We start from the raw sequence: 15,869 nt of genomic DNA on the forward strand, positions 1-15,869 counted from the left end.
CAGGAACCAGCTCGTACGGTCGAAGGACCACAACGGAAGAGGAGCCGAGCATGAGCCTCACGCTCGCGACAGTCGCAGACGCCCTGATCGAATTCATCCTCAGTCTGCTCCGGGACCCGGATGCCGCCAGGGAATTCGAGGACGACCCCATTCAGGCGCTCGCCGGTCGCGGTCTCCAGCACGTCGGCCCATCGGATGTCGCTGCCGTGGCTCCGACCATCATCGAACGTACCCACGTCGTACAGGTACCGGTGCCGGTGTCGGGCTCGCACGGCGGGTCATCGGAGCGCCACGACTCCGACGTCGTGAATGAGATCAGGCAGGTCACGTCCCACTTCCAGTGGGTCGACGACCGGGACACCGTCGTCGATCAGTCGGTCAACCAGAACATCTGGGCCGACGGCGACGTGACGCAGACGTTCGACAACCAGGCGAACGTCGCCTCCGGAGACGACGCCGTCGCCGCGGGCGGAGATGCCACAGTCGACAAGACCTGGGACGACTCGACGACCATCGAGGCCGACGACGACGTCAACATCGGCAACGATACCGATGTGGCGGTCATCGAAGACTCCCAGAACGAGCAGACCGACGCATCGACGACGACCGATGACTCCACGACAGTCGTGATCGAGGACTCCTCGAACGAGCAGACCGAGTCGTCCGATGCCGGTGTCGACGAAAGCACTGACGACGGCGATGCGAACGATATAGCCGTCGCTGCGGGCCCTGCGCCTGTGGACGCCCCTCCGCAGGACCCTCCGGTGGACGGCACCAGTCCGGTGGCTCCCGACGAAGCGATCATCTCGGATGAGCAGACCACCGCCGAGGCCGTCGACGCCGGATCGGACGCTGAAGCGCAGTACGTCGAGGTCGACATCGAGGACGACGACGCGTTCACCGGCGTCGACTCCCTGAACGCCGACGAGATCACCGATGATGACACCTTCTGAGACCAAGGCGCTCGCGCGCACGGAAGCGGATCGACGTGTGGACGTCAAGGCGCCGGATCGGCCGTCCGTCACCGGGAAGGAGGCGGCGCCCGTTCTCGTGAAGCTGCCGCCGCCGTTCTTCGTGCGGCTGAGCCAGATCGCGTGGGTGATGAGCCTGCTGGCCGGCGCCGTCGCCATCGCATACCTGTTCATCATCCGCCAGGCGCAGCTACCCGCTATCGCGGACCTCGTGAGGTCCGTCGACGGTTCCCGGGCCGATGCGACCTACGACACTGCGGCCGACATCGTGTTCTGGTCGGTGTTCACGCCGCTGGTGGTGATCGTGCTCGCCCAGATCGCGATGCAGGTGTCGTTTGCGAACCGGCGCCCGAACGTCAGGTGGTGGCAGTTCGGCTCCGTCCTGTTCCTGGGGGGCCTGCTCCTGATCGCGCGCGAGCTGGTGGTGTTCGGTGAACGGGGTCTCCCGCTCGAACGGATCCTGCTCATCCAGCTGGGACTGGCCGCACTCGGCCTCCTGTTCAGCCTGCTTCCCCAAGCCCTACGCTGGACGGCTCGCGAGCACGACATCCGCCGGGGCGAACCCGTCACTCCCGCTGTCGACGGCCAGATCTGAGGCGATCCCCTCGATACTGCGGACGACGACTCGGCACATGTCGCTCGTCGTGCGGTCTGCGAGCGGGGACTCGCCGAGCCGGCGCCAGTGCCCGAGCACGTCGTCGATCCGTGCGCGAATCGTCTCGTCGTTCGCCTCCTCATGCAGACTGAGGCGGGCGAGGGCCGACGTCCCGGCTCCGCCCACCAACCGCTCGGCGGCTGCGGCGTCGGACTCGGACAGCACAAGTTCGGTCGTACGCAACTGGGAGAGCAGAGCGAGCTCGCGAAGGTCATGGCTGTTCGCGGTGACGCGCTCGATGCCGGCACGGATGCGACCGGACTCGCGAGTCGGACGGTCTTCCAGCAGCAGCTCCAGTCCCACCAGGACACTCCTCGCCTTGAGTGCCGGGCCGCGCGACCGGAACTGGTCGGCGACGAAACGCTGCACGTCGACCAAGCCGCTCTGGGCGATCATGCGCTCGGACAGCTGGGACGACGTCCGTGCCCCTCCGCGGATGAGCGCGGAACCCAGCCGCACACCGAAAATGCCGAAGCGCGCGAGCAGGTTGCGACGCTCGGCCACGCTCACCGTCGTGTCGGCGGTGGGGAGTGTAAAGCGATCCACCGAGATGAGCATCCGGTCCCGGACGGCCCGATCGAGTGCGGCGAGTTCACGGAATGCCGCGAACTCGCTCTCTCGGAGCGTCCGAGCACCCTCGGCGAGGAGACCTGCGATCGGGATGCATTCGAGCGCTAGAGATCTCAGCTCGCCGTCATGACGATAGCGCTCGGCGATGCGGGCCGCTGAGAGCAGAGAGTCGATGCGGCCGGATCCGATCTCGTCTGCCCGGGAGAGGAGGCTGACGGCGTTGACGGTCTGCGAGGCGCCCGCCGCGGTGTCGCGGAAGCCCTCGAGGAAACGCACGTCTGATGCGTGGATGTGGCGGAGCAGGTACAGGATCGCGTCGGCCTCGGAAGGGGAGCGCGTCGGCGTGAGGAAGCGCGTCGACCGCTCTGACACGTCTTCTGAGATCGAGGCGATGCCGGGAGTGTCGATGAGCACGGTGGAGCGGAGGCTCTCGGACGGCCAGACGACGTCGAGCCAGGCGACGTCGTCGGCGGTGCGCGATCCGAGGTCGAGGACGAGCGCGCCGTCGGATCGGGCGACCGGGAGACGCACCTCGGCGCCGCCGTGGAGGTGCGCCGTGATCGTGGCGGACCGACCGTAGCGATACCACGTGATCGTTCTGGTGCACTCGCCGGCGTCAGTCGGTGCGATCTGCTCGCCGATCAGAGCGTTCAGGACCGTTGACTTGCCGGCCTTGACCATGCCCGCAACCGCGAGACGCAACGGCTCGCGCAGGCGACCCGCATACGTGTCCAGCGTCGCCTCGGCGACGCTGTCGCCGGCGTACACCTCGCGAGCGTCGCCGAGGAGTTCGGTGACGTCGGCGAGCGTCGCGCTCATCGACCTGCCTCCGACCCGTCAACGGATGCCGGGATCTCTGCGCGCAGGGACTCGATGTGTGCCAGCTGCCGCCGGAGTTCGATGACGCGTCCGTTGCGATCCGACTCGAAGGTCGCTGCGGCCTGCTTCGCTGCCAGGACCGAGTCGGACAGGGAGCGGTGGAGTTGGTCGGCGATGCCGCCGAAGTGATCGCGCGCGACGCGCTGAACGAACCGCAGTCGATCCTTCAGCTGTTTGCCGACCTGGAAGACGACGTCGTCGATGTGCCGACGCGTGAGGTTCTTGGCCTCCGCCTGACGTCGGCTGAGGCGCGCCGTCTTGTCCTCTCGATAGGCACGACGGCCGACGAGCACGCCGACCACCAGGGACACGGGGTTGATCAGGGCCACACCGATGAGGCTCATCGCGAGGCCCGCCATCAGTACACCGCTGTACGAGCCGCGAAGCCCGATGTAGATCTTCTCGGTCGCTCCGAGCTGGCCCGCGTCCATGCCCTGGACGTGTTCGACCGGGTCCAGCACCCCCTCCGTGTCGCTCACGTCGATGAACGGGATGGTCGACTCCTCGAGCGAGAACTCCTCGGCGACCTGCTCGGACAGCCACCTTGAGCGGTCGTTCGTCCACACGAACGTCTCGGACACGGCGTTGGCCACGCGCTGGTCGAGCCACTCGGCGATCTGATCCCAGATGGGGCCGGGATCGCCTTCGTCGATGGCGACCTCTGCGTCGCGTTGCACCTTTCGAAGACGATCCCGCAGGTCGTGCTCGGTGTCGGAGATGAGATCGGCGATGCCATCGCTCAGGGTGACCTGCCAGCGCGACGATCGGCTGCGGAACTCGTCGGCGCGTGCTTTGGCGGATTCGAGGTCTGCGATCATCGCCGGCGTGTCCTGCGGGTTGAGCAGTGCATTGAGTTCGGTCTTGACGGCCATGCCGAGCTGGTCGACGACGGATGCGAGATCGTGGACAGCTGCGCGGCGATGCACGATCTCGGCCCTGTCGAGTACATCCCGGCGCAGGTGAGCGACGAGCGCGGGAAACCCGGACTCCTCGTTCAGCGCTCGATCCTGCTCCTGGGCTGCCAGCATCCGCAGATCGCTCGACACGGCGAACATGGGGATCCGTCCGATATCGCCGAGGTGCGACCGGTCGATCTCCTCGATCTGGCGCCACGACGGGTAGATGTCGGTCTTGGACAACACTGCAGCGACATTCGGAGACACGCGCAGCGCGTGCTTGAGAAACTGCACTTCCGGCTCGGTGTACTCCTGCGAGGCATCCGACACGAGGAGGACCGCGTGTGCCGTCGACAGGGCGGCGAGCGTGCTGACCGATCGCGTCGATTCGATACCGCCGACGCCCGGCGAATCGACGAGCCTCAGACCGCCGCGCAGCAGTTCGCGCGGCAGGACGACCTCGGCTCCGACGATGTCGTGCTCGTCGCTGCGCGTGCCACGCTCGGAGACGAAGTCGGCAAGCGAGTCGAGGGGGATGGGCAACCGCTCGACCCCGCCTGTCGGGCTGTTCCCGTCACGGATGATGGCGTACGCGGCGGGCTCCTCGGCGTACGACACGGAGGTGGGGACGCTCGTGGCGATGTCGTCGTCGACGGGGCACGCTGGCGCGTTCACGAGAGCATTCACGAGTTTGCTCTTGCCCTGCTTGAACTGTCCGACGACGATGACGCGGACGTACGGGTCGTTCAGTCGGGCACGCGTCTGCTCGAGCCGCCCGACCAGATCCGCCCGTCCGAGCGCGCCGGACAGGTCGGCGGTCTTCTCGACCAGGTGGACCAACTGCTGGTTGGCGCGGGCCATCGCGGTCGAGGAGGTGTCGTCCCCGGGGGCGGACGTCATTGATGCTGCGGGCGCGGCCTTCGTCATCGTCGACACTCCTTCATCGTCCGGCGGTCGTCGGCGGACGCTCGTGCGCATGGGGCAGGCGATGCCTCCGGAGGTTTCCGGAGACACCGCCTCAGGGGTTCGGCGCGGCGCGCCGATCGGATGGGGTCAGGACTCGTCGAACGCGTCGTCGACGGTCGGGGCGTCGGCGATCATGGCGTCGCCGCTGCCCCAGATGACGTCAGCGTCGACGTTCCACGTCTCGTCGGTCTGCGACGTCAGCTCGTCGTTGAACGAGTTCGTGGCCGACCAGCTCGCCGTGTCCGAGTTGTACGAGTCTTCGACGTCGAGGTGCGTCGAGGCGTCCGTCCAGGAGGACTCGTCGGTCGTCTCGTTGTACGAGTCGGTGATCGTCACGATCTGCGTCTCGTTGCCGATGTTCACGTCGCCCCCGCCCGAGATCGTCGTCGAGTGGTCGACGCTCTGGCTGAGGTCGACGTCGTTCCCCGCCGCGACGGATCCGTCGCCTGACGCGACGACGGCGAAGCCGCCGCCCGCGCTGTAGTCGCCCTCACCGTCGATGCTCGCGTTGTACGACTGGTCGACGATCGTGTTCTGGTTGTTCACCCAGGTATCGCCGCCGCCTCCTCCTCCGCCGAGGCCGAGGCTGCCGATGCCCGTGTTGTAGTCGCGGGTGCCGACCTCCACCGAGTGGTCGTCGATGGAATCGTCGAGGTAGGAGTTGTGCGAGCCGGTGACAGCGCTCGTCGACCCGTCGTTGTACGAGCCGTTGAGTGAGTTGTCGCTGTTGTCCTCGACCGAGTTGTCGCTGTTGTCGGTCACGGAGTTGTCGCTGTTGTCCTCGACCGAGTTGTCGCTGTTGTCGGCCAGGGAGTTGTCGCTGTTGTCTTCCACTGAGTTGTCGGACCAGTCGTTGAATGAACCGCTGGCCTCGCTCGTGGTGTCGTGAGAATCGGTGTTGCCGACGTTGTCCAGGCCGACCGTGAAGTTGTCGCTGTCGTTCGTCGACGAGTCGGTGTTACCGACCTGGTCCAGGTTGACGCCGAGGTTGGTGGTCGTGTTGGTCGTGGTCATGTTGTTGGAGTCACGGACCCGCGAGTTGAACGAGTCGTCGAGATTGGTCTCGGTGTAGTCGGGCATGATTGCTCGCTTTCTTCAGATTGAGTGGATGGGGCACCCGGCCGACACGAGCTGCTCGCGTCGCGCCGGCCGGGTGGGTGTCAGCCGGCGAAGGCGTCGCCGATGGCCGCGTCGCCGCTGTCGACGATCGCATTCACGTCGACCGAGACCTCGGTGGACTGGAAGAGGTCGTCGGTCTCGTTGAACGAGTCGTCCGCCGAGTAGGTCTCGGTCCACGAGTTGTAGGAGTCGGCCACTGAGGTGTGCGTCGAGCTGTCCTCCCAGCTGGAGGAGTCTTCGTAGGTGTTGTAGGAGCCGTCCACCGTGGTGATCGTCGTGTCGTTGTTCAGGTTCACGTCGCCCTCGGCCGACGAGATGTTCGTCGAGTAGTCGACGTTGGTCGCCACGTTCACGTCGTTGCCCGCTGCGATCGAGTCGTCGCCCGACGCGACGACAGCGCTGCTGCCGCTCCAGCCGCCGTCTCCGCCCGCGGCGTTGTAGGACTGATCGATGATCGTGTTCTGGTTGTTGATCATCGTGTCTCCGTCGCCGCCGGAACCGCCGGAACCGCCGGAACCGCCGGCGAGCGACACGTCGCCGATGCCCGTGTTGTAGGAGCGCATTCCGACGGTGGTCGAGTGGTCATCGGTCGACGAGTCGGTCCAGGTGTTGTACGAGTCGCTCACCGTGTCCGTCGACCAATCGTTGTACGAGTCGTTCGTCGAGTTGTCGGAGTTGTCCGTCTCCGAGTTGTCGGAGTTGTCGGTCGTCGAGTTGTCGGAGTTGTCGGTCGTCGAGTTGTCGGAGTTGTCCGTTTCCGAATTGTCGGAATTGTCCGTCATCGAGTTGTCCGAGTGATCGTTCCAGGAGTCAGAGATGTCCGTCGTCGTGTCGTTCGAGTCCTCGTTGAAGGAGTCCGCGACATCAACGACGACGTTGTCGCTGTTGTTGGTGGAGTCGTCCGTGTTGAACGAGTTGTCGGCCGCCAGGCCGAGGCTGGTCGTGGTGGTCGTGGTCTCGGTGTTGCCCGATCCCCACACGCCGCTGTTGAACGACTTGTCGAAGTCGTCGATCTCGATGTTGTCCATGAGCCTTATCCGATCCCGGGACTGTCCCGTAGGTGATGTGGCTTCACGCTAGGAGCAGCAAGGCGTGGGGGGAATCGGGGAGGAGTCCGCGAATCCCCACCACGCAGTAGGGGTTATACCGGTACCGCAGGGTAGGGCAGGCGCGCAAACCCCTGCAGAAATACTTCGATACTTCCAGATGCCCATCCGATATCACGGTCGAGAGGACTATCCTGCAGCGCAGGTTCGATGCGGAGGATGGGGCCGACCACAGCCGGTTACCGACGCGACCTTGCATTGACCGCAAATGCACCATGAATGCCGTCAGAGGCCTCTGATGAGCCCGTATAACTCCGTCGTAGCCGGTGCGCTTACTGCATGAGAACCGCGGAGATCCGCGGGATTCTGCCCCTTCAGTCATGGTGGAAAGGGTCGAGACGACTCACCGTTGTTCTGGGTTCGAGTCCAAGTACCCCAGATTGAAACCCCCGGTCATCCCGGGGGTTTTTCATTTCAGGCGTCCGTAGATCGCTCTATTGTGCAGTGCATATTCCCGAGGCATCGGCTCAGGAAGAGGGCGGTGCGTCGATGACCCCGATGCCCACGGCCTCATGATCGGGCTCGGAGTCATCAGATACTGCGGCGCGCGGTTCCTCGCCGGGTTCGCTCTCCGTGCTCGGCTCGTCGAGTGTCTCGTCAGACGGCATCGCAGAGTCTGGCGCTTGCTCCGCTGACTCACCCACCTGAGACGTGTCATCACTCTCGGGATCCCTGGTCTCTGACATCTTCTCCTCCTCACCGTGAACGTCGATGCGTCCACCTTGCGTCAGATGCTTCGAGATTGACCAGTGGCTTGACGACGCGCGATGAGACTAGTAGCTCGCACCTGCGCAGGAGGAAAGACGAAAGACCCTCGGATCCACATGGGTCCGAGGGCCTTTCAGCAGCGACGATCGGCGAGCGAGGCTCGCGAGATGCGGCTATTCCGCGATTGACGCCGGAGCGGTCTCGGTCGCCGGGACGGAACCCGTGCGTGGCTTGCTCCAGTCGATGGTCTGCTTCGGCTTGGCGAAGAACAGCACAACGAGTGCGCCGATTCCGAACGCGATGACGGGCAACCAGAGCGACTGGGCCATGGCATCCGTGAATGGCCCGGCCACAGCGGCGGGAAGCGCCTCGCCTCCACCACTCGACTGTTCCGCGGCTCCGGTGTCGAAGCCGGGGAGGTTCGCTGCGAGCCGTGCGTTCAGCAGGGCCGCGATGGCGGCGGAGCCGAAGACCGAGCCGACCTGGCGGGTCATGTTGTAGACACCGGACCCGGCCCCGGCCTGGCGGGGCGGGAGGTTGCGCGTCGCGGTCGAGGCAAGAGGTGCCCAGATGCCCGACATTCCCAGGCCGAGGAAGGCGGCCGGAATCAACAGGATCCACAGCTCGATGTCGGGAGTGATGATGATGGCGTACCACGCGAGTGCAAGCGCGACGATCGTGAAGCCGCTGAACGCGATCCACTTGGGGTCGACCCTGTCGGTGAGTCGGCCGACGAACGGGGCCATGACCCCGGAGACGACGGCCATCGGAATGAGCATCAGCGCAGCCTGAGTCGGCTCGAGGCCACGAGCGACCTGGTAGTAGAAGGCCAGCGGCAGCGGCATGGCCACGATCGCCAGTCCGACCACGGTGATCGCGGCGTTCGAGAGGGCGAAGTTCCGGTCCTTGAACAGGTCGAGCGGCAGCAGCGGCTCGTTCTTGTTGAAGCGCTGCCAGATGATGAAGGCGGCCAGGAACGCGATTCCGACGATGATCAGGCCCCACACGGTGATCGGCCCGACGATGGTTCCCCAGTCGTAGGTCTCGCCCTCCTGGATCCCGAAGATCACGAGGAACATGCCGATGGCGCTCAGAGCGACGCCGAGCCAGTCGAACTTGTGCGCGTGGGTGGTGAGGTTCGGAACCAGGCGCCAGGCCAGCACGAACGCGACGATGCCGACGGGCACGTTCACGAAGAAGATCCACTCCCAGCCGAGGGAGTCGACGAGCACGCCGCCGAGGATCGGGCCGACCAGAGTCGCGATGCCGGCGACGGCACCCCAGAGCCCCATCGCTGCGCCGCGCTTGTCGGGCGCGAAGATGCGGGTGATGACCGCCATGGTCTGCGGCGTCATGAGTGCTGCGCCCAGGCCCTGCACGACGCGCGCCAGGATGAGCATCTCGATCGTGTCGGACAGGCCGCACCACAACGACGCGAGAGTGAAGATGACGAGGCCCGTGAGGTACATGCGTTTCGGGCCGAAGCGGTCGCCGAGGCGACCGGTGATCAACAGCGGCACGGCGTAGGCCAGCAGGTAGGCGCTGGTCACCCACAGCACAGCGGTGATGTCCGTGTGCAGCTCGCGCAGGATGGTCGGGTTGGCTATCGACACGATGGTCGAGTCGACCAGGATCATGAAGAAGCCGATGACGAGCGCCCAGAGGGCCGGCCACGGCTTGGTGATGTTCTCCATCAGTGGTTCTTTTCTATGAGATGTTCGGGGATGGCGTCGGTCCAGGAGACCTCGCCGTTCGCGATGCGTTCGATGGTCGCGTCCAGCCAGTCCAGCTCGGCGCGAAGCATGGTGGATTGGTAGTGGGCGTCCAACCAGTACCGCTCGGGGATCTGCTTGGACTCGATGGCTTCCTTGGCGAGGCCCAGGGCCTTCAGGTCGTCATTGAGGCTGGTGCTGCGGGACCGCAGGAGGGCGAGCACCTCGTCGACCGGCAGGTTGTGGGCCTGGGCGACGGCGTGCCGGAACTCGGGATACTCCTCGGCCGGTGTCGCGAGCATCGTGGCGACGCGGTCGTCGAGAGCTCGACGTCCGGCATCCGTGATGGCGTAGCTCGTGCGCTCGGGCCGATTGCCCTCGCGATCCACCCCGACCGCATCGACGAGTCCCTCGCGGGCGAGCCGATCGACGGAGTGGTAGAGCGAGCCCGGCCGCACCTTGACGTTCCGGTCCTCTCGGCGGTGCACGAGGGTCTGGTACATCTCGTAGGGATGCATGGGTCGCTCGGCCAGCAGCGCGAGCGCCGCAATGCCCAGGGGAGTGAGCTCAGCCATGATGAATCTTCCGTGTCGATTATTCCAGCTGGAATATTACGCTCGGATGATTCGGAAAGTCAATCCGGGTGATGGCCCGGGCGATCAGTCGCCCTCGACGCTGGCGAACTCCGACTTCCACAGCCTGAAGCCGTCCTCGCTGCGTCCGCGGCGCCAGTAGCCCGAGATCGAGAGCTGGTCGCGCTGCAGCCCGCGTTCGGCGCGCAGGTAGGGGCGCACGCCGCGCATGACCTCCTCGGCCTCGCCGTGCACGAAGGCATGCACCCGACCGTCTCGCCAGTCGACAGTGCGGACGGCATCCGTCAGCAGTCCGTCTCCGGTTCCACCGTTGCGATGCACGAAGGTGATCGAGCCTCCGACGGGCGCAGCCAGCTGCGGCTCGTGCTCGGCGGACTCGACCAGCATGATGACGTGCACGACGGCGTCGGGAGGCAGCACCTCGAGCGCCGCTGTCACGGCGGGCAGCGCCGACTCGTCACCGACGAGCAGGTGCCAGTCGGCTGCGGGGTCGGGCCTGTAGGCGCCGCCCGGACCGTTGGCCAACAGCAGGTCGCCGACCTCCGCAGCTGCCGCCCACGGCCCGGCTGTTCCCTCGTCGCCGTGCACGACGAAGTCGATGTCGAGGGTTCCGGATGCGACATCGGGATGCAGTGCCGTGTAGGTGCGCACGACGGGCAGGTCTTCAGGCGCCATCGTTCCGCGGAGCGCGCGCACGTCGATCTGGTCGGGGTACTCGACGCCGGGCTTCGGAAAGACGAGCTTCACGTAGCGGTCGGTGAAGATGCTCTCGGCGAAGCCCGAGAGGTCGTCGGTGTGCAGGCTGATGCGGCGGAGCGCCGGGGTGATCCACGATGTGGCTGTCACGGTGAAACGGGTGGTCGGCATGCGCGACTCTCTTGTCCTGGGGCGATGGTGCGTGCAGCGCGGCGTGGGAGTCGGCCGTCGCGGAACACCTCACCATCATCTCCGGAGAGGGTCGATGTGCCGGCATCCGACTCGGAGGCGGCGCGGTCCGTGGTCGGGAGAGTTCGGGTCGCCCCCGACCAACGGATCCGAACACCGCCGTGATGCAGCTGCGCGCTCTCGAGTCCATAGTCCAGGAGAAACCGAGCGGGTGACCCCGCCCGTGCAGCATGCCACCACCCACGGTGCCAAGCCGCTCGAGCTCCAGCCTGAGGACTGATGATCGCTCTGACTGGAGCGACGATGCTCACGAGCCTCGAGCGGTGAGTTCACCGTTCGGGTGCGGCCCGTAGCACTCACGTTACGTGTCCTCATAAATGAGGACAACCGATCGCCGACCCCATTTCGGGGGCAGTTCAGTCCTGGCGGCCCTCCGTCACCGGTCGCGAGGCGAAGAGATTGAGACCGAGCGCCTTCGACAGGAAACGGGTGGCGCTCTGGCCCCGCACGCTGTTGCCTGCGGCGTCCAGGCGCGGGGAGAAGGTCGCCAGCCCGCCCTTGCCCGGGGCGATGGTGATGATGCCGCCGGAGACGCCGCTCTTGCCGGGCATGCCGACCTCGAAGAGCCACTCTCCGGACATCTCGTAGAGGCCCGTCGTCGCCATGACGGCGAGGGTGTCCGCGCACACCTCCTCGCCGACGACGCGTCGGCCGGTCACCGGGTTCACCCCGCCGTCGGCGAGGGTCGCGGCCATGACCGCGAGGTCGCGGGCGGACACCAGCAGCGAGCACTGCATCGTGTACACGTCGGTGACCTCGATCGGATCCCCAGGCAGATGGCCGTAGCTCTGGAGCAGGCGCGCGATGGCCTGATTGCGGTGATTCGCTGCGGCTTCGGACTCGTACACCGCGGTGTCGATCTCCAGCTCGCGACCGGCGAAGGCCGAGAGGCCGTCCCGGATGAACGCCCAGCGTGAGACGGCAGTGTCGCCGGGTGCGAGAGCCGTGGTGGCGAGGGCGCCGGCGTTGACCATGGGATTCATGGGACGACCGCCGTTCAGCTCGAGGGCCATCACGGAGTTGAACGGCAGTCCGGTGTTGTTCACCCCGATCGCCCGCCACACCTGCTCGTGGCCGAGCGCCTCGCAGACCAGGGCGAAGACGAATGCCTTCGAGATCGACTGGATCGAGAAGAGGTGGTCTGCATCGCCGACGGCGCGGGAGTCGCCGTTCACTCCCACGATGGCGAGTCCGAACAGTGCCGGGTCAGCGGTGCCCAACGACGGGATGTAGTCGGCGACGGCGCCATCGTCGAGCGGTGCGAACTGATCGTGCGCCTGCTGCATGAGGGTTGCGATGCGCTCCGCGTTCGGCAGCGAGCCCGTCGAGACCTCCCGCGGCAGGTCTGCCTGAAGCTCGGTGTCCCGACCGCTGACATGGAGCTGCGCTCGTCCCGGATTTCGCTCGGTGGACGTCATCGTGTCACTCTGATCCGAAATTCACGGCGAAGTCGACGAGCAGGCGTGCCCCGAACCCTGTGGCGCCCTTCGATCGCCAGGCATCGTCCGTGGCCGACTGCATCGTGCCGGCGATGTCGAGATGGGCCCACGGGATGCCGTCCACGAACTCGGCGAGGAACAGTGCGGCCGTCGTCGCACCGGCGTGGGGTCCACCGAGGTTCGCGATGTCGGCGATGTCGGAGTCGAGCTGCTTGCGATAGCTCTTCTCCAGGGGAAGCTGCCAGACCGATTCTCCGGATGCCGCCCCTGCCGCCTTCACGCCCTCGATGACCGCTTCGTCATTTCCGAGGAGGGCGGCCGTCGCCCCTCCGAGAGCCATGAGCGCGGCTCCGGTCAGCGTCGCGATGTCGACGATGGCGTCGGGCCTGCCTTCGCTGGCGAGCACGAGCGCATCCGACATGACCAGACGACCCTCGGCATCGGTGTTCTTCACCTCGATGGTCGTGCCGTTGCGAGCGGTGAGCACGTCGCCGAGCTTGTAGGCGGAACCCGAGGGCATGTTGTCGGTGCACGACAGGAACGCCGTCACGGCGGTGGGGGAGTCGAGGTCGCGCAGTGCCGCCAGAGCACCGAGCACGGCGGCGGCGCCACCCATGTCCATCTTCATGAGCAGGTGCATGGGATCCGATGGCTTGAGGCTGATGCCGCCGGAGTCGTACATGATGCCCTTGCCGACGAAGGCGACGTGGCGGCCGTTCGCGGCGGACGCCGCCGGGGTGTAGCTGAGCCTGATCATGCGCGGCTCCTCAGCGCTGCCGGCGTTGACGCCGAGCAGGCCGCCGCAGCCCATCTCGATGAGCTGCGCCTTGTCGTACGACTCGACGTCGAAACCGAACTCGTCGCCGAGCTGCGCCGCGATGTCGGCCAGGTCTGTGGCGGTCAGGTGGCTGGGTGGGGCGTTCGCCAGGTCGCGGGCGAGGGCGGCGCTGCGCGAGGTCACGACGCCGCGGCGGATACCCGTGGCGAGTTCGTCGGCGGATGTCCCGGCCATGGCGATCTCCACCGCTGCGAGGGGAGTGTCCTTCGGCGCCGACTGGAGGGCGGAGAAGCGGTACCGGGCGAGCAGGATGCCCTCGGTGATCACTGCACCGGCGTCGGAAGCCGAGACCGCCGGGTTCTCCGGCACGACCAGGCCGATGCGGGCAGACGCCTTCGCGGCACGGGCGAACGCCGCCGCCGCATCGCGCAGCGTCGACGTCGTGAGCTCAGCGTCACCGGCACCCACGGCGACCAGCTCGGGGCCGTCGCCCGTGGGCACCAACAGCGTCTCGCCCATCTTCCCGGTGAAGCCGGCTCGGCCCAGGGCAGCGCGGTCGAGGCCGAGCGCGGCGGGCACGTCGCCGTCGGTTCCGATGACGTAGCCGATCGCCTCGAGAGCGGCATCCGGAGTCTCGACAGCCCTCACCGCGATGGCGCGCCCGGCCTCGAGCGACGGAATGGCCGTGAACGTGGCCGGGATGATCTTGTACGCGCTGGAGGTCATGCGCTGTCCTTCCGGATGGGGGCTGCAGTGATGGTGGTTGTGCTGAAGCCTGCAGCCGCTGCGTCCTCGTCGGCATCGGAGACGGTGTCGTCGACGATCGCGTCCGGGTCGTCGGGCTCGAGCTTCTCGGGGAGTTCGTCGCGCATACGTCCGGGCATCCGTCCGGCCGGGATGATCGCCAGGAGCGCCAGGAAGGCGAGCGCGAGCAGCGAGATCTGCAGGGCGCGCAGGCGCGCATCGGCGTTGACCGCCAGAGCGGCGACGACCTGCAGCGGAGAGGCCGAGGTCTGCGAGAGAACGTCCTTCAGCTGGGCGTTCGTGATGAAGTTCACGTTGTCGAGGTCCACCTGCGAGATGAGGGCCGGTGGGAGCTCAGGATGCTCCTCGGCGGTGGTCGCCACGATGCCGCTCAACACCCCGACGGCGAAGACGCTGATGACGGCGATGCCGACGCTGCCCGACAGGTTGTGCACCAGTCCGCGCCAGGCGCCCACGTCGCCGGCCAGCTCCTTGGGCGCAGCCGAGAGCAGCGTGTTGAACACGAGCGCGACGATGGCACCCTGTCCGAGGCCGAGCAGGATGAGCCCGAGCACCACCAGGAACTGGCCCCAGTCGTTGCGGATGGTGAACGCCAGCAGGGTGAGGGCCGCGGCCACCACGATGAAGCCGGCGCGGGCGAGCTGGCGCGGCGGGAAGCGCGAGTACAGGGTGGCCACGAAGGTGCTCGCCACGAAGATCGACAGCGTGTACGGGATGATCGAGAACGACGTCTGGATGCTCGAACGCCCCTGCACCACCTGGATGTAGAGCGGGATGAGGAAGTTCGCCGCGGTGCCGACGAACAGCATGATCGCCATGCAGGCCGTGACGGCGCGTTCGGACCCTGTCGCGAGCACGCGGAGATCGAAGATGCGGGGGAGTTTCGCGGCCTGCCGGCGCCGGAGCCAGAGGAAGAATCCCTGGCCCACGATGAGGCCGAGCACCACGAGGATGGGCGCCGGCGAGACGCCGAGGATGTCGAACGGAGCCTGATCCGTGGCCAGCACGAGGCCCCACGAGTTGAGGCCGCTGAAGCCGAAGCTCAGCAGGATGATGGCGATGGCGGCGAGGATGGCGCCGGTCCAGTCGATCTGCAGCAGCGGCTGCGAATCGACCTTCTTGAGCCTGAAGCTGAGCAGAAGGTTCACCGCCCCGAGCGCCGCCACGAGAGCGAAGGAGTAGCGCCAGCCGATCGTCGAGGCGAAGGTCCCGGCGATGAGGAGTGCGAGCACACCGGCAGCGGGGATGGCGGCGGCGAGGAGGCCGATCGCCTGGGCCTGCTGCTTTCCGTTGTAGTTGCTGGCGATGAACACCACGAGTGCAGGGGCGATGAGGGCGATGACGGCACCGGATGACGCCTGCGCGACGAACAGCATCGCCGGGCTCACGCTCAGGGCGACGGCCAGCATCGCGACAGCGTGGATGACGACGGCGATCTGGAACACGCGTCTGCTGCCGAAGCGCGCGCCGAGCTTGGCGCCCAGCAGGATGAACGCGGCCATGGCGAAGGTGCCGGCCGTGATGGCCGTTCCCACCGAGGTGGCCGGAGTGTCGAGGTCCGTCGTGATGCCCTGCATCGAGACCGTCAGCGCGTTCACGGCGAAGGACGCCTGGATCTGCGTGAGGACGACGACGATGAGCGGCAACCAGCTCGTCGCTCGAATTGCGGTGGATGCTGTCGGGCTCGCCGGAACACTCATAGGGACCTCCGTCTGCAGGGCGTGGGTGCACCCGTTGTGGCATCAGTCTGGCCCAGAGTGCAGCGAC

At 66.6% G+C, this 15,869-nt stretch carries 12 protein-coding genes; 2 read left to right on the forward strand and 10 right to left on the reverse strand.

Annotated features, from left to right (window positions below; translation table 11 throughout):
- The first annotated feature begins 50 nt into the window (after positions 1–50).
- Positions 51–953: an IniB N-terminal domain-containing protein gene (locus tag AADV74_RS03170; protein ID WP_342111734.1), complete on the forward strand. Its 903-nt coding sequence runs from the start codon at positions 51–53 to the stop codon at positions 951–953.
- Positions 937–1,566 (forward strand): hypothetical protein, encoded by a 630-nt coding sequence (locus AADV74_RS03175; RefSeq protein WP_342111736.1) that lies wholly within the window; start codon positions 937–939, stop codon positions 1,564–1,566. The genes AADV74_RS03170 and AADV74_RS03175 overlap by 17 nt, the downstream gene beginning before the upstream one ends.
- Here AADV74_RS03175 and AADV74_RS03180 read toward each other — a convergent pair.
- The 10 genes from AADV74_RS03180 to AADV74_RS03225 all read right to left on the reverse strand — a co-directional run bounded on the left by AADV74_RS03180 (position 1,492) and on the right by AADV74_RS03225 (position 15,802).
- Entirely contained in the window at positions 1,492–3,015 is a 1,524-nt protein-coding gene (locus AADV74_RS03180) for a dynamin family protein (RefSeq protein ID WP_342111738.1), read from the reverse strand. The genes AADV74_RS03175 and AADV74_RS03180 overlap by 75 nt on opposite strands.
- Positions 3,012–4,898 (reverse strand): dynamin family protein, encoded by a 1,887-nt coding sequence (locus tag AADV74_RS03185; protein ID WP_342111740.1) that lies wholly within the window; start codon positions 4,896–4,898, stop codon positions 3,012–3,014. Before AADV74_RS03185 ends, AADV74_RS03180 begins: the two co-directional genes overlap by 4 nt.
- A 126-nt stretch (positions 4,899–5,024) precedes the next feature.
- Positions 5,025–6,017, reverse strand: coding sequence for a hypothetical protein (locus AADV74_RS03190; RefSeq protein WP_342111741.1), 993 nt, complete (start codon positions 6,015–6,017; stop codon positions 5,025–5,027).
- 80 nt (positions 6,018–6,097) lie between these two features.
- Complete coding sequence (locus AADV74_RS03195) at positions 6,098–7,084, reverse strand: autotransporter outer membrane beta-barrel domain-containing protein (protein WP_342111743.1); 987 nt, start codon at positions 7,082–7,084, stop codon at positions 6,098–6,100.
- A gap of 959 nt (positions 7,085–8,043) precedes the next feature.
- On the reverse strand, positions 8,044–9,564 hold the full coding sequence (locus tag AADV74_RS03200; RefSeq protein WP_342111745.1) for a DHA2 family efflux MFS transporter permease subunit: 1,521 nt from the start codon (positions 9,562–9,564) through the stop codon (positions 8,044–8,046).
- Complete coding sequence (locus AADV74_RS03205; protein ID WP_342111747.1) at positions 9,564–10,157, reverse strand: PadR family transcriptional regulator; 594 nt, start codon at positions 10,155–10,157, stop codon at positions 9,564–9,566. Before AADV74_RS03205 ends, AADV74_RS03200 begins: the two co-directional genes overlap by 1 nt.
- 84 nt (positions 10,158–10,241) lie before the next feature.
- A complete protein-coding gene (locus tag AADV74_RS03210; protein ID WP_342111749.1) occupies positions 10,242–11,042 on the reverse strand; it encodes a siderophore-interacting protein in 801 nt (266 codons plus the stop codon).
- Between the two features lie 434 nt (positions 11,043–11,476).
- A complete protein-coding gene (gene glsA / locus AADV74_RS03215; protein ID WP_342111751.1) occupies positions 11,477–12,538 on the reverse strand; it encodes a glutaminase A in 1,062 nt (353 codons plus the stop codon).
- Positions 12,539–12,542: 4 nt separating this feature from the next.
- Positions 12,543–14,063: a leucyl aminopeptidase gene (locus tag AADV74_RS03220; RefSeq protein WP_342111753.1), complete on the reverse strand. Its 1,521-nt coding sequence runs from the start codon at positions 14,061–14,063 to the stop codon at positions 12,543–12,545.
- Complete coding sequence (locus AADV74_RS03225; protein WP_342111756.1) at positions 14,060–15,802, reverse strand: MFS transporter; 1,743 nt, start codon at positions 15,800–15,802, stop codon at positions 14,060–14,062. Before AADV74_RS03225 ends, AADV74_RS03220 begins: the two co-directional genes overlap by 4 nt.
- Between the last annotated feature and the right edge of the window lie 67 nt (positions 15,803–15,869).

The sequence above is a fragment of the Leifsonia stereocauli genome, from assembly GCF_038432415.1.
In the GTDB taxonomy this organism is placed as follows: domain Bacteria; phylum Actinomycetota; class Actinomycetes; order Actinomycetales; family Microbacteriaceae; genus Orlajensenia; species Orlajensenia stereocauli.